Annotated in this window: 20 protein-coding genes and 1 pseudogene; 7 read left to right on the top strand and 14 right to left on the bottom strand. The window is 42.4% G+C overall.

All coding sequences use genetic code 11. The annotated features are described in order from the left end of the window. Positions 1–81 precede the first annotated feature (81 nt). Positions 82–1038: a TolB-like translocation protein gene (locus AC1DPZ_RS07830; protein ID WP_477402426.1), complete on the top strand. Its 957-nt coding sequence runs from the start codon at positions 82–84 to the stop codon at positions 1036–1038. Between the two features lie 90 nt (positions 1039–1128). Here AC1DPZ_RS07830 and AC1DPZ_RS07825 read toward each other — a convergent pair whose 3' ends face one another. The 3 genes from AC1DPZ_RS07825 to AC1DPZ_RS07815 all read right to left on the bottom strand — a co-directional run bounded on the left by AC1DPZ_RS07825 (position 1129) and on the right by AC1DPZ_RS07815 (position 4194). Then, positions 1129–1491, bottom strand: a complete 363-nt coding sequence (locus AC1DPZ_RS07825; RefSeq protein ID WP_477402425.1) for a hypothetical protein — start codon at positions 1489–1491, stop codon at positions 1129–1131. Positions 1492–1581: 90 nt separating this feature from the next. Next, a complete protein-coding gene (locus AC1DPZ_RS07820; protein ID WP_477402424.1) occupies positions 1582–3324 on the bottom strand; it encodes a serine hydrolase domain-containing protein in 1743 nt (580 codons plus the stop codon). A gap of 57 nt (positions 3325–3381) precedes the next feature. After that, positions 3382–4194, bottom strand: coding sequence for a helix-turn-helix transcriptional regulator (locus tag AC1DPZ_RS07815; RefSeq protein WP_477402423.1), 813 nt, complete (start codon positions 4192–4194; stop codon positions 3382–3384). 169 nt (positions 4195–4363) lie between these two features. Here AC1DPZ_RS07815 and AC1DPZ_RS07810 point away from each other — a divergent pair, with 169 nt between their 5' ends. Beyond that, entirely contained in the window at positions 4364–4657 is a 294-nt protein-coding gene (locus AC1DPZ_RS07810; protein ID WP_477402422.1) for a hypothetical protein, read from the top strand. Here the strand turns inward: AC1DPZ_RS07810 and AC1DPZ_RS07805 are convergent. The 3 genes from AC1DPZ_RS07805 to budA all read right to left on the bottom strand — a co-directional run bounded on the left by AC1DPZ_RS07805 (position 4654) and on the right by budA (position 8284). After that, positions 4654–5901, bottom strand: a complete 1248-nt coding sequence (locus AC1DPZ_RS07805; protein WP_477402421.1) for a DUF3179 domain-containing (seleno)protein — start codon at positions 5899–5901, stop codon at positions 4654–4656. The two genes, AC1DPZ_RS07810 and AC1DPZ_RS07805, sit on opposite strands and share 4 nt — an antisense overlap. A gap of 193 nt (positions 5902–6094) precedes the next feature. Then, positions 6095–7432, bottom strand: coding sequence for an outer membrane protein assembly factor BamB family protein (locus AC1DPZ_RS07800; RefSeq protein ID WP_477402420.1), 1338 nt, complete (start codon positions 7430–7432; stop codon positions 6095–6097). A gap of 48 nt (positions 7433–7480) precedes the next feature. Further along, positions 7481–8284 carry an acetolactate decarboxylase gene (gene budA, locus AC1DPZ_RS07795; RefSeq protein ID WP_477402419.1) on the bottom strand — a complete coding sequence of 268 codons (804 nt, stop codon included), beginning with the start codon at positions 8282–8284 and terminating at the stop codon, positions 7481–7483. A 277-nt stretch (positions 8285–8561) separates the two neighbouring features. Here budA and AC1DPZ_RS07790 point away from each other — a divergent pair, with 277 nt between their 5' ends. Further along, complete coding sequence (locus tag AC1DPZ_RS07790; protein WP_477402418.1) at positions 8562–9269, top strand: DsbA family oxidoreductase; 708 nt, start codon at positions 8562–8564, stop codon at positions 9267–9269. Between the two features lie 151 nt (positions 9270–9420). Beyond that, entirely contained in the window at positions 9421–10572 is a 1152-nt protein-coding gene (locus tag AC1DPZ_RS07785; protein WP_477402416.1) for an MFS transporter, read from the top strand. A 2-nt stretch (positions 10573–10574) separates the two neighbouring features. Here the strand turns inward: AC1DPZ_RS07785 and AC1DPZ_RS07780 are convergent, their stop codons facing one another. Then, positions 10575–10844 carry a hypothetical protein gene (locus AC1DPZ_RS07780; protein ID WP_477402414.1) on the bottom strand — a complete coding sequence of 90 codons (270 nt, stop codon included), beginning with the start codon at positions 10842–10844 and terminating at the stop codon, positions 10575–10577. A 343-nt stretch (positions 10845–11187) separates the two neighbouring features. Between AC1DPZ_RS07780 and AC1DPZ_RS07775 the strand changes: the two genes are divergently transcribed. Continuing rightward, positions 11188–12228, top strand: coding sequence for a sterol desaturase family protein (locus tag AC1DPZ_RS07775; protein WP_477402412.1), 1041 nt, complete (start codon positions 11188–11190; stop codon positions 12226–12228). 10 nt (positions 12229–12238) lie between these two features. Here the strand turns inward: AC1DPZ_RS07775 and AC1DPZ_RS07770 are convergent, their stop codons facing one another. Continuing rightward, a complete protein-coding gene (locus tag AC1DPZ_RS07770) occupies positions 12239–12886 on the bottom strand; it encodes an ankyrin repeat domain-containing protein (RefSeq protein WP_477402410.1) in 648 nt (215 codons plus the stop codon). A 242-nt stretch (positions 12887–13128) separates the two neighbouring features. Between AC1DPZ_RS07770 and AC1DPZ_RS07765 the strand changes: the two genes are divergently transcribed. Further along, positions 13129–15699: an FtsK/SpoIIIE family DNA translocase gene (locus tag AC1DPZ_RS07765; protein WP_477402427.1), complete on the top strand. Its 2571-nt coding sequence runs from the start codon at positions 13129–13131 to the stop codon at positions 15697–15699. A 69-nt stretch (positions 15700–15768) separates the two neighbouring features. Further along, complete coding sequence (lolA1, locus tag AC1DPZ_RS07760; protein ID WP_477402408.1) at positions 15769–16446, top strand: outer membrane lipoprotein periplasmic chaperone LolA1; 678 nt, start codon at positions 15769–15771, stop codon at positions 16444–16446. 103 nt (positions 16447–16549) lie between these two features. Here lolA1 and AC1DPZ_RS07755 read toward each other — a convergent pair whose 3' ends face one another. From AC1DPZ_RS07755 to AC1DPZ_RS07730, 6 genes and pseudogenes are all read right to left on the bottom strand, one after another. Further along, complete coding sequence (locus AC1DPZ_RS07755; RefSeq protein WP_477402406.1) at positions 16550–17095, bottom strand: AAA family ATPase; 546 nt, start codon at positions 17093–17095, stop codon at positions 16550–16552. A 115-nt stretch (positions 17096–17210) separates the two neighbouring features. Next, entirely contained in the window at positions 17211–17462 is a 252-nt protein-coding gene (locus tag AC1DPZ_RS07750) for a DUF1456 family protein (RefSeq protein ID WP_477402404.1), read from the bottom strand. A gap of 15 nt (positions 17463–17477) precedes the next feature. Continuing rightward, on the bottom strand, positions 17478–18779 hold the full coding sequence (locus AC1DPZ_RS07745; RefSeq protein WP_477402402.1) for a DEAD/DEAH box helicase: 1302 nt from the start codon (positions 18777–18779) through the stop codon (positions 17478–17480). A gap of 179 nt (positions 18780–18958) precedes the next feature. Further along, positions 18959–19255: a hypothetical protein gene (locus tag AC1DPZ_RS07740; RefSeq protein WP_477402400.1), complete on the bottom strand. Its 297-nt coding sequence runs from the start codon at positions 19253–19255 to the stop codon at positions 18959–18961. 67 nt (positions 19256–19322) lie between these two features. Then, entirely contained in the window at positions 19323–20000 is a 678-nt protein-coding gene (locus AC1DPZ_RS07735; protein WP_477402398.1) for a pseudouridine synthase, read from the bottom strand. 117 nt (positions 20001–20117) lie between these two features. Continuing rightward, positions 20118–20334: pseudogene (locus tag AC1DPZ_RS07730) on the bottom strand (hypothetical protein); the annotation flags it as partial.

Here is a 20334-nt window from a genome sequence, read left to right as displayed (position 1 = left end):
TAATTACAGTTATAACCTTCGATGTTAATTTTTTACTGATGTTACAAAATTTGCCTTTAAATAATGTAAATTGTAATCACCATGCATAAACTCACAGTTATACTTTTGTTGATATTTATCTGCGATAAAGCCATCGCACAAACCTACCCTGATCCTCAATTACCCACCAATACACCAAGACTTTTTGCCAAAGGCATGCTTACCGATGGTTTAAGTAATCGTGATTTTACTATTTCACCTAAGGGCGACGAGATTTTTTACACGCTGCAACAGCCTCGTTTTGTAAGCAGTACAATTCTTCATATGGTAAAGAAAAATGGCAAATGGAGCAAACCCGAAGTAGCTTCTTTCTCGGGCCGGTACCGCGACCTGGAGGCTGCATTTGCGCCGGATGGGCAAACCATCTATTTCTCGTCCGACAGGCCATTGAAGGATGGCGCCACCAAAAAAGATTTTGACATATGGCGGGCAATGCGAAATAACAATGGCGTATGGAGCGAGCCCGGGAATTTAGGTAATACGGTTAACTCTGGCAAAAACGAGTTTTACCCCAGTATAACCCGGAACAATAACCTGTATTTTACAGTGGAAGCAGATTATGGCAAAGGAAGCGAAGATATTGTGGTTTGCAAATCAACCGCCAATGGCTACACCAAACCCGAAAGCCTGCCCGAAGATATCAATACCAAATATGATGAGTTTAACGCCTTTATTGATCCGGATGAGCAGTTTATTTTGCTTACTTCTGATGGCCGACCCGACAATCTGGGTCGTGGCGATTTGTACATAAGCCATAAAGATAAGGCCGGTAACTGGCTGCCGGTAAAACATTTGCCCGCACCTGTTAACTCAACCGCCATTGATTACTGCCCCTTTGTAACCTGGGATAAAAAATATTTAATATTCACCAGCAGCAGGTTAAATGCAGAATTAACCAATGGAAAAACAAAAACTTATCCCCAATTGAAAAATTTGCTGAGCGGTGCGGGAAATGGCTGGGATGATATATATTGGGTAAGATTTGATGAAGGGTGGTAGATTGTAAAAAAGAAAAGTCATGCTGAACTCGTTTCACTGTTGTTGGGGAAATAAATTCGGCATGACTAAGTACCTTGAGAAATAATCAGCTTACTTTTTCTCTTCAACTCTTTTTAATACCGAGTGAGCCTTTGAACCATTAACATCCAGATCTACAGTTGTTGAATCGCCATAAAACTTACCGGTATGCGGAATATCCATTCCACCAGTGCTAACGCTGAATGAGAAATCAGCCCCGGTTATCTTACCGTTGTTTAAAGGCACATCGCCATCGGGTGTAAGGGCAGTACCGGTTAATTTATCGCCATCAATTTTAAAATTGTAAAGCAATGGGTACTCTGTGCCGCCAATTTCAACTTTCCCGGCCCATTTGCCGTTTAAATCGGCAATGGCTGCAAGGCATACCATAAAACAGCTAATTAATAACGCAGTTGTAAATATTTTTCTTTTCATAACATAAATTTGTTCATAACTAAGATAAGATGTTTTTTACTAAAATATGTTACCAATAAATTATTAAAAAGTTATTATCAACACAATAACTTATTTAACTGCCACTGCTTTCAATATATAATTTTCCATGATCTTCTCGGGCTGCCAAACCCTCCTATTTCTGAAATTTGCCGATGTAATAACCACCACCAACTGATATTCCGGAACTATAAAAATGTATTGCCCGCCTGCACCGCGCGCTTCTATTGAATTAATGGTTTTTCCATTTGCCAGGTAGTGGTAATGCCACCACAAAAAGCCGTATTCATTTTTCTCGTTATGATTTTCAAGCACCAGGTATTTTTTAAAGGATGCATCAACCCAATTTTTGCTGATGAGCTGCCGGTTTTTCCATTTGCCGCCATCGGCATAAAGCAACCCAAACTTTAACATATCGCGGGGCCGCAGGTGCATGCCGCCGCCGAAGTATGGTCTGTTGAGCTGATCGTCAAAAATGATATAGTTATTTATACCCAATGGCTCAAATAAATTACGATCAATAAACAGGTCAAGCGGTTGTTTCACCGCGGTGTCCATAATCACCCCCAACAGGTAGGGATTGGCCGAACTATAATTGGCATGTGTACCCGGATAATTGATCATCGGCGCCTCAACAACTGTTTTAAGCCAATCGGCAGAGTTTTGATATTCGTCTTCTGATGCCACCGACTTCCTGTCGATCCCGAAATCAATGGCATCCAGCCCCGAACTCATCGTAAGCAAACTACCTATGCTGATGGCTTGTTTCCGTTTATCATTATCGGCTGCATGTTTATACTGTACGGGTAAAAACTGAACCAGCTTTTGGGCAGTATCTTTCAGCAAACCTTTGTCTATAGCTATCCCCACCATAGCCGATGAAATACTTTTTGATGCCGACCGCAGATCATGCACCGTGCTTTTATCAAAACCATTAAAATATTGCTCGTAAACAAGCTTTCCGTTCCTGCTAATGAGCACACTATGCGTATTGGTGATCTTATTGGCGTTGATGCTATCCACCATTAGTTTTAAATAGCCCTCATCAAAACCGGCAGTTTTTAAACCGCTAACCGGCAAGCCGTCTTTCATATCAACAGGCACATTGCYGTTAAAAGGCAGTTTAGCCGCTTTGCCTGATAAATCCCAATCTTTAACAGACCGGTGCAAGGTGATGCTGGTAACAGGTAAACCGGCTATTTCGGCTTGCAAGGTAATAGCATCCTTAAACAGCTTACCTTTAAATTTTAAACCGGTGCGGAAATCCCTGAACCGGACACTATCAGCATTAAGGGTTAAGCCACCGCTGGCAAAGCCCGAAAAACGGGTATCGCCCAGGAAAATATAGGCTTCATATTTCGTCGAATCGGTATTTTCAACATCGATGTAAAACTCTGGTTTAAGATCGGGAACAAACAAAATATTCCACTGGCCGGTATAGCTATTAAGTGCCTGTGCTTTTAAAACCGTATGGTAACTCCACTGCACCGAGCGGATGAACAGGCGCACCTGCTTATCCGTTATTGCTCCTTTAATGGCCAGGTTACTGTCAACCTTAACCTCGAAGTTATTATTGGCCGATAGTTTGAATTTCCTTTGGAGCGATTTTCCGGAAGATGATAACTGTAAAATATAGTTGCCGGGGCCAAGCTTTTTTACCGCTACACTGATGCTGAAATTGCGGGGCTGGGTTAATAACCCTTCCCAATGCCCTTCATATGGTTTCATGCCGATCTGGCCAAAACAGTTGCAGCTGATGAGCAGCATCAATACTATTGCGGGCAACCTGTTTTTAAAATACTGGAGTAATAACATGGTATATATTTTATAGCACAATAGTAAGTGCTTAAAACCCTTCAAAATAGTACATTGTTAACGTGCGGCAATTATTTTACGATATTGCAAAGGTGTTACCCCAACAGCCTGTTTAAAGCTGCGGATAAAATGACTCTGATCGGCAAAACCGCATTCATAACCAATCTGTGTTAGGGGCATACCGATTTTGCCCAACAATCCGGCGGCTTGCTCTATCCTTAATTTTTTCAGGTAATCGCCAACCGTTGTGTTGAAATATTTAGGAAACTGGCGTGACAAGTGTACGGGGTGCACCTGCGCAATGGCTGCCAAAGCATCCCAGGATAATGAGGTTGTGTCCCCATCGTTAAGTGCCTCTTTGATCTTTTTTACCCATGCAGGTTGCCTCGCCGCTTCCTGTTGTTTTACATCAGCGAGTAAACCAAAAACTTTAAAAAGCGATTCCCGGATAGCCAAAATTTCTATCGCTCCTGTATACCTCGTTTCCATATACATACTGCGGAATAGCAATTTCAAAACCGGGTTATCCAGCTTTAAGCTTCCCTCCATTTTGTTTAAAGGTAAATGGTACCGATTAAAAAAATCCTTTTCCAGTTCGATGTGAAAACCACGGGTATAGCCCGGGTGTTTGATGTTATAGTGTGCATCCTGCCAGTTATGAAACAGCAGCGTGCCGGCACTGCATTCATAACTCTCTTTTTTATTGGTCTCCAGCATGTTGCCCGTAAGCAGGAAGGTAAAGTATGGGTTTTGATGTCTGTGCCAGTCAACCCGGTCGTGCGTGTACTCTGTATCGGTAATAACGAGGTTATCCAGTTGGATAGCCTTGTTTTGAACCCCGAAGTATTTACCTTTTTGAAGTTGCAGCATACTGCTTATAGACGAAGTGAGGGATGAATTGTTACAGTTTTTTAATTAGCAATTTGCCTTTCTCCCCATTTTTCAAATCCTCAGATTTTCAAATTTTATTTCACCCGCACACCTGAAATTTACATATCCGCACATCTGCACATCCGTTTATTTGTTTAATTTTGGGCCGATGAAAAAAGTGGAAGTATTAAAGCTGATCGATCTGATCGAGGAGATTAAAAAACTGGATGAATTGATTACGCAAAGCCGCAAAAAAAAGACCTCCGATTTTGTGCTGAATCAATACGAAGCTAAAAAACTAAAAATGATCGGCTCTATCATCAATGAGCTGGCCAATCCGCCAATCCAATCCATGGAAAGCTACATGCTAATCCAAAAGATCCTCAACAAATACTATCCTAATATTGATAATAGCGAATTGTTGAACGACAGCGACGTGGGTAAAATTGTGGCTGTTATTTAAGGGAAAGCCCAATAAATAGCCGCAATAGTTTCCTTAACCTCACCTTCTTTCCAAAATGCCGTTGCCGGGTGAAAATGTTTCCATGAGTGCCAGTATTCCTGGTAGGCTTGTACTTTGCTTAATTTTTGCCCCTTTTGTACACCAGCTGTACATAAGCCATCCCAATCCCAAACCGATGCGGTTTCTTTGTCGGTAAGCTGCCCGTCTTTATTCAAATCAAAATGAAATGTTTTACCATTTAAATTAGCGTTCCAAACATGGTAACTCAGGCTATCTTTTTCTATGCTTACAACTAATGCGGTTTTGTTAAGCTCGTCATTAAGTATCCGTTTATGAAATAAATGACGCCAGTCGTAAGCTTTGGCCTGCCCGTTAACAATCACCCCTACCACCCAGCTTTTCCTGATCAGCGAATCTTTGTTTTTTAAGGTGCTGTCCTTATCAACATACTGTAAACGGTCGTAATTTTTAAGGTCGGCATAATCCGGGGCATATAATTTATCAGGCTGCATAACAAGCGATGTCGGGTACTTTTGCAACCAGGCACCCAGTGTTACCTGCTCATAGGGCAATTCCTGCAGGTGCTGTCCTTTAAGTTTACCAACAGCCGCGTTCCCGGTTGCCTGGTACCACCAGGTTTTGGTGCTTTCGTCCTCAATAATGGCGTTATAATGCCTTGCTCCTACCAGCCTGAAGTTTTGCCTTTTGCCGTTTATTACCGGGCTGTAAACCCTACCCGTGCGGCACATGGTACAGTAGGTCACCAAAACAGGTTCGGGCCCAACATTATCCTGCACTTTATGATGATAGCCTAAATATATAACCGGGTAGGCCTTAGCAACGCCATTTTTCACTACGCCTACTACCAGGTAGTTAAGCGGCACCTTGTTGGTTAACCCGTTGGCAAATTTGGCTACCTGTGTTTCCTTAAACATGGTTTCGGCCTTGTACATATAGTCGGTAATATAAAAACTACCTAAACAAAGCACCAGTACAAGGGCCTTAACAAGTTTGCCTCTTTGGGTATTTTTTGAATAAAATTTAAACAGGTACCATACAATGAAAATAGCTCCGATGAAGCGCAGTGGATTTACAATTTTTTCAAGGTAATAGCATGCTGTAATGGCATTCAGATCCTGGCTGCCCGGAAAAGGCATCAACAGGTAAGCATGCACCAGGCCCGGTACTATCAGTAAAATTATTCCTATCCAAAATATTCCCGGCCTGTGTATATATTTCTTCATTTAATCAATATACTTCAAAGTCAACATGTCCGCCCGGTTGGCGAACAAGATAACCCTTAAATTTGTACTCTTCGGTTTTGCAACCGCCCAAAAGATTGATAACTGGTTTATAATCGACCCTAATTTATCTAAAAATTTAATTAAACAACAACTTCGGGCATAATTATTTTTAAAAACAGGTCTTCCCCTTTATTTATTTTAAGTTTAAAGCATAGAGKCAGCCATCGGCACTGCCAAAATAAATTACACTATTAAGAATAACCGGCGATGAAACTATTGGGCCAAGCGTATATAATTTATCCATTACATCAACCGATGTTTTGTACAGCGAGTTATCGCCCCCGTTTGCCGCGTATTCAAAACTAAGCGTATCCTGCTTCAATATTTTCGCGGCATTGGCATCGCGGCCTGTAGTTTTAAACTCTCCACATAGCTTGCCTGTTTTAATATTTACGGCAAAAAGCTTTCCGGTAAAATCACCAAAGAACGCCGTATTTGCCCATAATGCCGGAGAGGAATATAAATAGCCATTGGCTTTATAGCTAAATTGCTGCTTGCCGGTTAACCCATCAACAGCCACAAACATATAGCTATCTGATGTGGTAAAATAAACCTTCCCATTTTTTACAGCGGCAGTAGTAAGTATCCAGGAGCCATTGGCACTATATTTCCAGCTCAGCTTGCCGGTGTTGGCATTAAGGGCATAAAAATAGCTATCACGGCACCCAAAATAAACAAAACCATTACTGCAGATTGGCGAGGCCTGGATTCCCTCCAGCAAGTGGTAAACCGGCTGATCGGCTGTTTTAAACTTCCAGGCAAGTTTACCGTTTGCGGCGTCCAATGCGTATAGGTAGGTATCCCAACTGCCAAAGTAAACTTTGCCCTTGTATAAACACGGACTGGTATGAATAATCCCTTTTGTTTGATAAGCCCATTTCAACTTCCCCGTATTGCCATCCAAAGCATAAAGCTTACCATCGCTGCTGCCAAAATATACAGTAAGATTATTTTTTACACCGTTAAATATTGGCGAAGACAGAAAGAAATCATACTGATCATCCATATACTCATTCACCGGTTTCATGGTCCATAACCCTTTTGCACCAACCTTCTTTTCCCCACCGGTTTTAAACTTCCAGATAAGTTTGCCGGTTTTAGCATTTAAGGTATAATAATAGCCATCAAAACTACCAAAGCACAGCTTATCGCCATTAATTGCAGCTGATGAACTTACCGCACCTCCGGTAGTAAATTCCCAAAGCTCATTTCCTGATTTTACATCAACAGCGTACAAATTATGGTCTTCGCTACCTACATAGGCAATACCATTGGCTATAACCGGAGATGAAAATATTTTACCTTTTGTAGCAAATTTCCACTTTAAGCCACCAAAAGATCTAAAGTCCTTTGTATTATAAGCCGCTTTATGCTGCACGTTAGCATCTACAGCCAGAGCTACTTTGGTCTTTCCCTGGCTAAAAGTCGCGGCAACAGTAAATAAGGCAAACAGGAAAATATTTTTTTTCATTATCAGGAATAGATATAATTCAGGGACACAAGTATAGTTATAAAAAAACTACTGCTTTTTTCCGTTTTCAACACTTTTTATCTCTTCTTTCCGGTCCTTTTTAAAGTCGAAGTTGTCAAATTCTGGGGTTTGCGGCAAATCCATGGTGTAGCTGGTGAGGGTATCTACCTCAATGGTAATATCCTCCGTATTCAGATCGATGAGGTGGCCGCCGGCAGTTTTATCCATCGATAAAAAATGAAAATGGTAGCCGCTGATGTGTGCGCCCTCCATAAAAGCCGGAATGCGAAAGCCAACCAGGTCGCCCCGTACCTCGCTATGTTCAAAAAAATGCTGCCTGTTCAGCATGGCTGCAAGCGGCAGATAAGGTTTTTCAACCGGTGGGAAAGCCCTGGTTTTTACCGACTTAAATTTGCCGCTGATGTGTATAGCATAAATGCCGTTCTGGTTGGTAAGCAAACTATCCAGGTAACTATAAAGCGATGTTTTGTTTAAAGCTCCTGCGTATTTGTAAATTGTCTTCGCCTTAAAAAAACACACTATGGCATAAGGTAATTTGCCAGTATCGGAAACCAGCGTGGTTTTTCCGGTTGACCGGGTTTGGTAAATCTTGCCGTTAAGCATCAGTAGTTCGCCATCCAGGTGACCGGGAGCGCCAAGACCGAAATCGCCGTGCTTTTCCAGTTCTTTATATGTATACCAGTTATCGTACAAGCCACCTATAAACCCGGAAGCAAAACCGGCGCTGAATAAATTATTATCAGCTTCTACGGCTTTGATTTTTTGCTGCGCGACGGATTTACTATGGAAACAAATAAAGGCCAGTAACATTAAGAGGTATTTTTTTTGCATAATAAAGAAATTGCGTTTGAGGCTTACAAAGCAATTGTTTTACAACAATTTATCCAAATGTTTATTGATAATTAAAAATGCTTAGTCACTCAGAAAATTTTCACGCAAAGACGCGGATATGCAAAGTAATCTGCATGTTTTTTTTGCCGTCCTGGCGTGAGATTAATTTTATCCCCTCTTCTTAACTTTCAACCCTCCTGCCAGGATTAATTTTACTTTACCCTTACGGGGATAAATATTGCTTATACTAAATTTGAAAATCTATAAAACAGAAATAATGAAAGTAGAAATATGGAGTGATGTGATGTGCCCCTTTTGTTACATAGGCAAGCGCAGGTTTGAAGAGGCTTTGGAGCAATTTGATCATAAAGACCAGGTTGAAATTGAATGGAAAAGCTTTCAGCTTAACCCGGATATGAAAACCGACCCCGAGATCAACATTAGTCAATACCTGGCCGATGCCAAAGGCTGGACGCTGGAATACGCTCAACAAATGAACAACCATGTTACCCAAATGGCTGCCCAGGTTGGTCTTACCTATGATTTTGACAAGGCTATTGTTGCCAACAGTTTTAAGGCCCACCGTTTTACTCACCTTGCCAAAAAATACAACCTGGGTGATAAAGCCGAAGAAGCTTTATTTAAAGCATACTTTACCGACGGCTTAAATATGGATGATAATGCTACCCTTATACAACTGGGAACCAATATTGGCCTTGATGCTGAAGAAGTAAAACAAGTGCTTGAAAGTGAGGCCTACGCTGATGAGGTAAAACATGACATTGCCGAAGCGCAACAATTAGGCATAAGAGGTGTTCCGTTTTTTGTAATGAATAACAAATATGGGGTATCTGGCGCGCAGGCTGTACCTGTTTTCCAGGAAACGATAGAGAAATCATTTGCCGAATGGCAGCAGGAAAACAGCAAACCCGCTTTAACCGTTATTGAAGGCGAGTCATGTTCACCAGATGGAGATTGCAATTAATGTTATTGATCTACAATACATTACTAAATTTATTTCAAAATCCATCCCAAAGTAAAAAACGATTTAGCTTATAAAACGTATCAATTAAAGCACTATATTTGCATTAGAACAACTAAGTGTACTTTTTACACTTAGTATAATAACAACATTGATGATAGATACGCTTTCCGTCCCGGTTTTAAATACCAAAAGAACTCTCCGCATAGCTGTGGGGGCTATGTTTTTTATGGCCGGTTTAAGCTTTTCAAGCTGGGCATCGCGCATTGCTACAGTACAGCAAAGTATGGGCCTCTCTGATGCCGCTTTGGGTGCCGTACTGTTTTCATTACCAGTTGGTTTAATGTGCTCCCTCCCATTTTCGGGATGGATCATCACTAAAATCGGCAGCCGCAGGCTACTTATTGGCGCATTGCTGGTATATGCAACGGCGTTGGTAACTTTAGGTTTGGCACAAAATACCTTTCAGCTTATCATTTGCCTGGTTTGTTTCGGCTTTAGCAGTAACGCGGTTAACATAGCCGTTAATACCCAGGCCGTAGCTGCCGAAGAACTTTATAAACGCCCCATACTGGCATCATTTCACGGTTTGTGGAGTTTGGCTGGGTTTACAGGTGCAGGCATTGGTACCTTTATGATAGCCAATAACATTGCCCCTGTATATCATTTTTTACTGATGCTGATTGTGATTGCAGCAGGTGTAGGCATTGCCGCCCGTTATTTAAAGGATGATAAGGTAGCAAGCGCCGGACCAGCATTTGTGATGCCCGATAAATCGCTGATAAAATTGGGTATTATCGCCTTTTGTTCGATGATCTGCGAGGGAGCCATGTTTGACTGGAGCGTTATCTACTTCAAAAAAGTAGTGCTTGCCCCATCAGCCCTGGTTGGTATCGGTTTTACAGCATTTATGGCAACTATGGCAAGCGGCCGTTTTATTGCCGATTGGTTTGCGCACAGGTTTGGTTTAAAACGTACCCTGCAGATAAGTGGTTCATTAACCGCTACAGGTTTAATAATAGCCGTAATTTTTCCATACGTGTACACGGCCATAGCAGGTTTCCTGCTGGTAGGTGCGGGTGTATCATCGGTGGTGCCTATGGTTTACAGCGCAGCGGGCAAATCAAAAACCATGCTGCCGGGTGTAGCGTTGGCAGCCGTTTCAACCATTGGTTTCCTGGGCTTTTTAATTGGTCCACCGGTTATTGGTTTTATAGCAGGTATTGCCACCTTAAGAGCATCATTTGTGCTGATAGCCCTGATGGGCTTATCGGTAGTTATCGTATCTACCAAGGCTAAAATTTAATCCTAAGCTTTATTAGGGTCAGTCTCCCCGGGATTTAGCAGGTAATCAAATTGCTCATACCCGTTGTGTATAATAAATTTCAACCGTTCCTTTGGCACATCAATATCCAACGACATTAAAGCCAGGGTTTCGGGCAAATTGTCACGAATCAGTTTCAAATCGGTTACATGAGGCATTTCAATAAAAATATCTTCACCCAGTGCGTCAATTTGCCACCGCTTTAAATTGGCGTTGCGCAATACATCCAGCCATTTTTGTTGATAAGCGTTCATAATTTTGTTTTACTAATATGTTAATAAAAGGATTGAGAGGGAGATTGGTTTTAATTATTTGAGACCGGATATCTCAATTCCATATCAATATATCAAGGATTTTTTCGACGTCGTTAAGCAATTCCCCAATGATAAACACGAATTTTGAAGTGCATATAAAACACCAGGAAGCTTTTATATACTGAAGCTCAGGGGATCTCAAAGTCGGTAACATTGTTACATGCGCAACTTTTATCAACCTATTGTTTATTAATCATAATTTTCTAATTTTAGCATTTCAATAATGTACATACATTAAAACATTATACGTTATTAACACATACCAATTATAATTTTTTGTGCAATGGATTTTTTGAATACCATACTTGATTTTTTTAAAGATTTCTTTGGCTGGGGCAGCTGGGGCAGCCTGATGAACATTATTAAATCGGGCGATTATAGCAAGCTGTTTACTTATGAAGGTTTCCAGGCCATGTTATTCCCTATTATGCCTTTCCTGTTACTGCTCGAAATTATCCGTGCTGCTTTTTATAAACGTTTTAAGGTTATTCATTATAAATTACCGTTTTTTTCATTTGTGTTAAATTCTGTTATCGGGCGGTATATATCTATAGGCATGGTTTTAATATGTATAAAACTGTTTGAAAACCACGCCATTTTTAAAACCACATTTACCTGGTACTGGTTTATTTATGGCTATATAGTTTGGGAGTTTGGCCATTTTATTTACCATTATTTTGGTCACAAAGTAAGGCTGTTCTGGTGCCTGCACTCAACCCACCACGCGCCCGAAAGCATGAACCTGGCCATCAGCAACGCGCATTTCTTTTTAGAAGCTCCTTATGCCGATTTTATCCGCACAACGGTTTGTATTTTATTAGGGGTTAACCCAACCATGCTGTTTGTTATCATGTTTATTGATGGATTTTGGGGAACCTTTATCCACATTGGCGAAAACGTAATTAAGGATGGCAGATTAGGCTTTTTAAACAATATTGTGCTTACGCCATCGCATCACCGGGTACACCATGCCCGTAATGTAAAATATATGGATACCAATTTCTGTAACCTGCTGCCCATCTGGGATAAAGTATTTGGCACTTATCAAAATGAAGACACAGAAATTCCTATTGAGTATGGTATCAGTCGCCCGCTGATTAAAAACAGTTTCCTGGACGCATACTTTGGCGAGATCGTATTTTTAGCCAAAGATGTATACAAAGCGCCAGGCTTAAAAAACAAGTTCCTCTACATTATAATGCCTCCCGGCTGGAGCCACACCGGCGATCATAAAATGACCACCGTAGTGAAGAAGAAGTATTTTGAAGAACTGGATAAACAGAAGGTTGGAGCGAAACAGGACGGAGAAACGGCGTTGACGTAAATTCTACTCTCTACTCCAAAATCGCCGCGATCTCATCAAAACCTTTCTCCCTTGCCAAATCGGCGGGGAGCTTGCCGCCTTCCATGCGGGTGTTAATTTCGGCGCCGTTTTCTAATAACAGTATCAGCAATTCTAAATTTCCGTTTTGCGCGGCAGCATGCAGCGGGGTTGCACCTGCTTGTTGTTTTATGTTGATAAACGATCCGTTCTCAATAAGCATAGCAGCAGTGCGGGTATAATTGCCGGCACATGCCGAATGTAGTGGGTAAACATGAAATCCGTTGTTTGATGGCAGGTTTACATCTGCACCCTTTAACACCAGGTAACGGGCAACATCATAGTGTCCAAAATAACAGGCCAGGCCCAGGGCTGTAAAGCCATCAGGAGCATAATCATTAAGCGAGTTGGGGCTGGCGTAAACAAGGTTAGCTACTGCATCAAGCTTACCGGCAGCAGCTGCCTCAAAAAGGTTAATCTCGCCAACGTACTTCAGCAGCAGTTCGGTAACGTCGGGCTTTTTGTAATAGCATGACAGCATAAGCGGCGAAACCTGGTGACTGGTAAGGGTTGTTGCCAGCTTGGGGTTTTGTGTAAGCAGGGCATCTAACTGCTGCAAATTGGCAGCGTTAATATATTCCTCCAGGTTTTCTATACTCATTATTTTCAGTTAAATAAGGGGCTCGCAAAAAAATTCATCGCTTGAGCGTACCCTGTTATTCAATTATACTAAAAAAATAAAAATACGCCTAACTATTTGCATAATCTGCTAACTTTATATTTCAACAGTTTGCAGCTTTTTTGATGAGTGGTGAGGGTAGGTAAAATTTTTATGTTGTTTTTGTAAAGTTTACATAGGTGAAATTTTATGTAAGTTTGCAGTTAAAGGATGTTACAATCAGGATGCCGGTAAAAGGAAATCAGTTTAAATCAAATAGTTTTAAGGACGATAATCAGCCCCGCCAAACCAATGGCAAGGCCGAAAAGGAACGGGTATCAAAAAGGGGACTCCCTAAAATGCCCCGCTTTGATATGGAGAATGGGCGTACAGTGAAAATTGCGGGATTGTTTTCGCTTTTGCTATCTGTTTACTTCCTTATCGCCTTCACTTCCTACCTGTTTACCTGGCAGGAAGACCAGAGTTATATTTCAACAACCAATGGTGGCTGGCATAACCTGGCCACGGGCAAAACCGTACAGGAAATAGCCGATGCCGGCTCCCCGCAGGTTGCACAAAACTGGCTTGGTAAATTTGGCGCGCTGTTAAGCAACCAGTTTATTTATGAGTGGTTTGGAGTGGCATCATTCATCTTTATTTTTATATTTTTTGTATTAGGATACCGCCTGCTGTTTAAAGTAAGGCTGTTTTCATTAGCCAAAACGCTGGCCTACTCCATTTTCGGAATTGTATTTATATCTACAGCGATAGGCTATTTTCATGCCTTTATTATTGATTACCCACATTTTTTGGAAGGGGGCTTTGGTTACTGGAGCAACCGTTTGCTCGATGCGCAGATCGGTCCGGCAGGTACAGCTGGTTTACTTGTATTTTTGGCGCTTGCCGTATTGGTGATTGCCTATAATATCGATTTTAAACTACCCGCCAAAAAGGAAAAGGTTAATGCAATGGAGATAGACGAAATAGTTCCAGAGCCTGTTGACCTGGCTGACGAAGAAATCTCCCTACCCGTTGAATGGCCACGCGGTAACCGGGTAAATGATACTTTAGCTACCCAGGTAAACACTATAAAGCCCGAACCTGTAAATCAACCGCCATTAACACAAACCCAGGTATATCATGAGCCTGTTGTTTTAATGCCCACCAACACCGCACGCGCCGAACCGGAAGAAGAAACAGAAATTCCACTCACTATTGATGTAAACCGTCCGCTGCCCGAACTAAACGTTGAAAAGGCCGATGATGTTAAAGCACAGGAGCTGGTAAACCAATTTGGGATTTATGATCATAGGCTCGACCTCGCATCTTATAAATTTCCACATCTCGACTTGTTGGAGAACCACGGATCAAACAAGATCTCGGTAAACGCCGAAGAACTGGAAGCCAACAAGAACAAGATTGTTGAAACACTGAACCATTATAACATCGAGATAGATAAGATAAAGGCCACCATTGGGCCAACGGTTACGCTATATGAAATTATCCCTGCACCAGGTGTGCGCATCTCCAAGATCAAGAACCTGGAAGATGATATCGCGCTGAGCCTGGCCGCTTTAGGTATCCGTATCATTGCGCCTATGCCGGGTAAGGGTACCATAGGTATCGAGGTACCAAATCAAAACCCCGAAATGGTTTCGATGCGCTCCATCCTATCCACAGAAAAATTCCAGAACACCACCATGGACCTGCCCATCGCTTTGGGCAAAACCATATCCAACGAGGTATTTATTGCCGACCTGGCTAAAATGCCCCACCTTTTGGTTGCGGGTGCTACCGGCCAGGGTAAATCGGTTGGTATTAATRCCATATTGGTTTCGCTGCTGTTTAAAAAGCATCCTTCCGAACTTAAATTTGTATTGGTAGATCCTAAAAAGGTGGAGCTTACGCTTTTCCGCAAGATAGAACGGCACTTTTTGGCCAAATTGCCCGATGAAGCCGATGCTATCATAACAGATACCAAAAAGGTTGTAAACACGCTTAACTCGCTGTGTATCGAGATGGATCAGCGGTACGACCTGTTGAAGGATGCACAGGTGCGTAACCTTAAAGAATACAATGCCAAGTATGTTAACCGTAAAATAAGCGACCCCGAAAAACATCGCTACCTGCCGTTTATTGTATTGGTGATTGATGAGTTTGCCGATTTAATGATGACTGCCGGCAAAGAGGTTGAGGTGCCCATAGCACGTATTGCCCAGCTGGCCCGCGCGGTGGGGATTCACCTGGTGATTGCAACACAAAGGCCATCGGTAAATATCATTACGGGTACCATTAAGGCCAACTTCCCGTCACGATTAGCATTCAGAGTATTATCAAAGATAGATTCGCGCACCATTTTAGATGCCGGCGGCGCCGATCAGCTTATAGGCCGCGGGGACATGTTGTTCTCTACCGGCAGCGATCTTATCCGCCTGCAATGCGCCTTTGTGGATACGCCGGAGGTTGAAGCGATATCAAACTTCATCGGCGAGCAACGCGGCTATCCTACAGCCCTGCTGCTGCCTGAATACGTTGGTGAAGGCGAAGCAAGCAGTGCCAAAGAATATGACCCGGATGACCGCGACCCGATGTTTGAGGAAGCAGCCCGTTTAATAGTATTGCACCAACAGGGTTCAACATCGTTAATTCAGCGTAAAATGAAGTTGGGCTATAACCGTGCCGGCCGCATTATTGATCAGCTGGAAGCCGCGGGTATTGTTGGCGCATTTGAAGGCAGTAAGGCCCGCGATGTTTTATATCCTGATGAATACAGCCTGGAAAGGTACCTGGAAACGCTTCAAAAACCACGTGATTAAACCAATTACAATTTATATGCTCTAAAACGGTAACTATTAGCATTAATAGTTACTGAAGATAAATAACTCATGAAAAAAACAATTTTATATACCCTTATAGCTTTAAGTTCCTATACTGCCGCATTTGCCCAAAAAGATACACAAGCCAAGGCTATTTTAGCCCAGGTGAGCCAGAAATATAAATCGTATGATGTGATTAAAACCGATTTTTCACTTACGCTTGATAACCAGCAGGCCGGTGTTAAAGAAACCCAAACCGGTACACTGGTTTCAAAAGCCAAAGCAGGCAAATACAAGGTTACCCTTTATAGTTCAGCAGCGGCAAAAGATGTGGATAAAGAGATCATCAGCGATGGAAAAAGCCAGTGGACCTATCTGAAAAAAGATAAGGAGGTACAGGTGAGCGATGCAGCCAAGGGCGGCGAAGGCCTTAGTAACCCATCGCAAATTTTTACTATTTATGAGCGCGGCTACAAATACCTGTACACCGGCGAACAAAAAATTGCCGGCAAAGCTTACCAGGTTATTGATCTTACGCCCGAAAATGAAAAGCAGGCCATATTTAAGGTTCGCCTCTTGATTGATAAAGCCAAAAAACAGATCTATAGCGCCCTTTTGTTCGACAAGAACGGCAATAAATACAACTACGTTGTAAAAAACTTTACACCTAATGCCCCCATTGCCGATAGCATGTTTGCATGGGATGCCAAAGCTCACCCCGGCGTTGAGGTGGTGGATTTGAGGTAAGCTGTTAAAATTTGACGATATTAAAAAGGGCGATAGGTTTTGAAACTTATCGCCCTTTTTTGTTACCTACCGCGGGCTGCTGCAGAGCCATCAGCCATTGGGGCTATATCTTCCCGCTCAACTCATCAATCTTTAACAACAAAGCCTGCAACCTTTCCTTAACCGAAGTATCTCCATCAATAACCAGTAACGGTTTATGAAGGCTTTGCATCCAGTTTTGATGAACCTGTAGGGTACGGCCGCTGTTTAAATTTTCATCATAGCCCGATGCCCATTCAATAAACTCATTGTATTGCTTATTGCGCTCTTTATCAGTATAGATGATATCGCCGTACCTTTCATATTCCCGTTTTTTCAGCCTGTTTATCCTTACTTCATTTGGCAGGTATAAAAATACCGACAGGTCGAAATTCCAGTTATTGTTCCAGTTGACTACCGAACCACCTAATACCCAATTTTTATATTGTGATGTATCGTGGTTTATCAGTGCATTTCGTTCTTCGGGAGAACGCCTGATGGTAAAAGGAGTATGTGACGGCATCCAGAAATATTGGTCGCCATCAAAATATTGGTAATTAAGCTTTTCGGCTAAAGCCACGCCTAACGTAGTTACACCCGAGCCAGAAGCTCCAAAAATATTGATGTGCATTGTAATTTAGTTAGGCGGTCATGCTGAACTTGTTTCATCCCACATGTGAGGTGAACACCATGCATATAGCCCGCTTGTCAGTTGAGATGCCCGGCATGACTTAAGACCTTTACTTTTACTTCACGTCAGTCTTAGGAACCCTTTTATCGGGCATCGGACCACGTTTGTAGATGATGAGGCCGTTCAAAAAATTGCGCAGAATCTGGTCGCCGCAGGGCTTAAAGTTGGGGTGATCATCATTGCGAAAAATAGCGCCCAGTTCGGTTTTGGTGATGCGGAAGTTGGCCAGCTCCAATACTTTTATAATATCATCATCGGTAAACTTCATAGCTACCCTCAGCTTTTTCATGATATCATTATTGCTCATGCTATTGGTATTTAATTATATGGAAATATCTATTTTAACTTTTTTGTTCTTGATCTTTTCGCCCTTTATCTGCTGTACGGCCTTCTCAATACGGTTGCGTTTTACAGCGGCGTAAGATGTATAATCAAGCACCTCAATCAAGCCAACGTCCTCCTTATCCAGGCCGCCCTTTTTAAGCAGCAGGCCTACAATATCAATCTTATTTACCTTATCCTTTTTACCGGCAGCAATATACAATGTAGCCCATGGCGAAGGCTTCGGCACTATCGGATCTTCGGGCAGTTCTTCTACCTCGGGCATCTGTTTTAAATAAGATGGCTTTTCATCTGGCGCCAGTATCAGGTACGATGTTCCTTTGGCATGCATGCGGGCGGTACGGCCGTTACGATGCAGGTAAGCTTCCTCGTTATGCGGTAACTGGTAATGTACCACGTGCTCAATCTCGGGTATATCCAGCCCGCGGGATGCCAGGTCGGTAGTGATGAGTAAACGGTGACTGCCATTCCTGAATTTGAGTAAGGCGCGCTCCCTGTCATCCTGCTCCATACCGCCATGGAAAATATCATGCGGTAATCCCCTGTCATATAAAAGATCGCTGATGCGTTCTACCGCTTCGCGGTGGTTACAGAAAACAAGGGTTGCTTTATCGCCTATTTTGCAGATCAGGGCAAACAGTGCATCCAGTTTATCGGCGGCTTCGGCTATAACAGCTTTTTGTTTAATATCGGGGGTATTAGCGGCATTAGTGAGGTAATCCAGTTCAAGAGGCCTTACCATGCCCGTAAATTCAGGGATCTCCTGCATTTTGGTGGCCGATGTTAGCATCCGCTTTTTGATATTGGGCATTTGCTTAATAATGAAAGCCATATCCTCCTGGAAACCAAACTCCAAAGCTTTATCAAACTCATCCAATATCAGGGTGTGGATAGTATCCGTACTAAAACTATGGCGGCGCAGGTGATGGGCAATACGCCCCGGAGTACCAATTAACAAAGCAGGCGGCTGCGATAAATTATTCCGTTCAATTTTTACAGGGTGACCGCCATAACAGCAATTCACCTTAAAACCGCTGCCAATGGTTCTGAAAACCTGTTCTATCTGCAAGGCCAACTCGCGCGACGGCACCATAATAAGGGCCTGAACAGTTGGTATATTGGGATCTAATAAACTCAGCAATGGCAATAAAAACCCAAGTGTTTTACCCGAACCGGTTGGCGACAGCAGTATCACATCGCTTTTTTTTGCTGCACTAATGGCAGCCTGCTGCATTTCGTTCAGAGCGTTAATTTTGAGGTTTTCGAGCGCTTGCTTTATCATTGTAGGCGCAAAGATAAGGTAAATATAGTAGTGAAGATTATCTTTCAATCGTCGTTGCTTCGTGCCTACCTATGATAAGTTGTAGAATTCCAGACTTACGAAGTTTTAATTACTTCGTAAGTCTTTCACCGGTTTGTCATTTCCCCTTTTTAAGTCCCCGGATTTTATCACTTTTTAAATCACACAATCCTACCCTCATCCATCATCCTGTCTTCAGGATCGGGCTCGTGGTAATTTTTAATAAACCTTGCAATTTCTTCGGCTTGCTTGTGGGTTAGGTCACCCATGCCGCTGTATTCCCATTCGTTCATTTTATCGTCAAAAACGATGTCGCCCAAATCAATGCTGCCTTCGCTCAAGCCAAATACCCCGGTAGAATATATGTCACCCCCCGGCATAATTTGAGTTACTGGTTTTATAATGATCAGGCGATCTCCATTATTTGTATAGAGATTATAATTCGCCGGCTTTATCATGTTTAAAGTATTTGGTTAACTTACAAATATAGGCGGGTTTTGTTTCATTATAGCTTCAATAATGAAGCTACCATTTCATTAGCTGCATAACTCTTTTAAACTCGGGCTGTAAATCCGCCTCTATTGTAATACGCTCGCCGGTTATGGGGTGATTAAAGCTTAGGTACGAAGCATGCAGCAGCATGGTGGTCATATCCCAGGTATCTTTAAAAAATTTGTTCTGCTTATTACAGCCATGGGTACGATCGCCAATGATGGGATGGAAAATATGGCTAAAATGTTTGCGCAACTGGTGCATTCGCCCTGTAGCGGGTACTGCCTCAACCAACGAATACCGGGCTGTTGGATGAGCGCCAAAGGGAATATCCAGTTCGGCCCGTTTAAGGGTAGTATAGGTTGTAAACGCATCCTGAAGTGCGCCGTTTTCCTTCCGCAGAGGATAATCAATATCCTCTGTATCGGCGGTATGACCACGCACTATGGCCAGGTATTTTTTATGCACCTGGTTTTCCATAAATTGTTGTTGCATGGCAATTTCTACCTGTTTATCCAGTGCGAAAAGTAATATACCTCCTGTCTTCCTGTCAATACGATGCACCGGGTTAACTTTCCGGCCAACCTGGTCGCGCAGCATCTGCAGGGCAAACTCCGATGCATCTGCAGCAATAGAAGAACGATGCACCAGCAAACCATGTGGTTTATTGATCGCTATAAGATATTCGTCGCGATATAAGATCTCTAACATTCAGTGCGATTACAAACCGCGAAGGTACGAGAATAGATTTGAGACCCGGAAATTTCATCTCACATCCTTAACTCATATTCATTTAATTTAAAAAGTAAGGCAGCTAAAAAAAATATTTTAATTAGTGGGTCTTTTTATATCCCTAACAACCAACTGTTTTTTGCTCTTGCCTTTCTCTAATTCCCGGCCAACCGAAAACGGTGTAGATACACCCGCCATGAACAGGAATAGCGGGAAGATAAGGTCGTACAGGTGAAAACCATTCCAGTCGGGGTGTGTAAACTGGTTTGCAATGGCCTCCCAAAATGGCGATTTGGTGGCTTTGGCCATGGTA

The organism is Mucilaginibacter sp. P4_G9, from assembly GCF_056400985.1.
This window is presented reverse-complemented; position numbering and strand designations above follow the sequence as displayed.

Excerpts from the sequence above, each read along its gene's own strand:
- AC1DPZ_RS07830 (WP_477402426.1), top strand. The coding sequence starts at position 82 with ATGCATAAACTCACAGTTATACTTTTGTTGATATTTATCTGCGATAAA.
- AC1DPZ_RS07825 (WP_477402425.1), bottom strand. The coding sequence starts at position 1,491 with ATGAAAAGAAAAATATTTACAACTGCGTTATTAATTAGCTGTTTTATG.
- AC1DPZ_RS07815 (WP_477402423.1), bottom strand. The coding sequence starts at position 4,194 with ATGCTGCAACTTCAAAAAGGTAAATACTTCGGGGTTCAAAACAAGGCT.
- AC1DPZ_RS07810 (WP_477402422.1), top strand. The coding sequence starts at position 4,364 with ATGAAAAAAGTGGAAGTATTAAAGCTGATCGATCTGATCGAGGAGATT.
- AC1DPZ_RS07805 (WP_477402421.1), bottom strand. The coding sequence starts at position 5,901 with ATGAAGAAATATATACACAGGCCGGGAATATTTTGGATAGGAATAATT.
- budA (WP_477402419.1), bottom strand. The coding sequence starts at position 8,284 with ATGCAAAAAAAATACCTCTTAATGTTACTGGCCTTTATTTGTTTCCAT.
- AC1DPZ_RS07790 (WP_477402418.1), top strand. The coding sequence starts at position 8,562 with ATGAAAGTAGAAATATGGAGTGATGTGATGTGCCCCTTTTGTTACATA.
- AC1DPZ_RS07785 (WP_477402416.1), top strand. The coding sequence starts at position 9,421 with ATGATAGATACGCTTTCCGTCCCGGTTTTAAATACCAAAAGAACTCTC.
- AC1DPZ_RS07780 (WP_477402414.1), bottom strand. The coding sequence starts at position 10,844 with ATGAACGCTTATCAACAAAAATGGCTGGATGTATTGCGCAACGCCAAT.
- AC1DPZ_RS07775 (WP_477402412.1), top strand. The coding sequence starts at position 11,188 with ATGGATTTTTTGAATACCATACTTGATTTTTTTAAAGATTTCTTTGGC.
- AC1DPZ_RS07770 (WP_477402410.1), bottom strand. The coding sequence starts at position 12,886 with ATGAGTATAGAAAACCTGGAGGAATATATTAACGCTGCCAATTTGCAG.
- lolA1 (WP_477402408.1), top strand. The coding sequence starts at position 15,769 with ATGAAAAAAACAATTTTATATACCCTTATAGCTTTAAGTTCCTATACT.
- AC1DPZ_RS07755 (WP_477402406.1), bottom strand. The coding sequence starts at position 17,095 with ATGCACATCAATATTTTTGGAGCTTCTGGCTCGGGTGTAACTACGTTA.
- AC1DPZ_RS07750 (WP_477402404.1), bottom strand. The coding sequence starts at position 17,462 with ATGAGCAATAATGATATCATGAAAAAGCTGAGGGTAGCTATGAAGTTT.
- AC1DPZ_RS07745 (WP_477402402.1), bottom strand. The coding sequence starts at position 18,779 with ATGATAAAGCAAGCGCTCGAAAACCTCAAAATTAACGCTCTGAACGAA.
- AC1DPZ_RS07740 (WP_477402400.1), bottom strand. The coding sequence starts at position 19,255 with ATGATAAAGCCGGCGAATTATAATCTCTATACAAATAATGGAGATCGC.
- AC1DPZ_RS07735 (WP_477402398.1), bottom strand. The coding sequence starts at position 20,000 with ATGTTAGAGATCTTATATCGCGACGAATATCTTATAGCGATCAATAAA.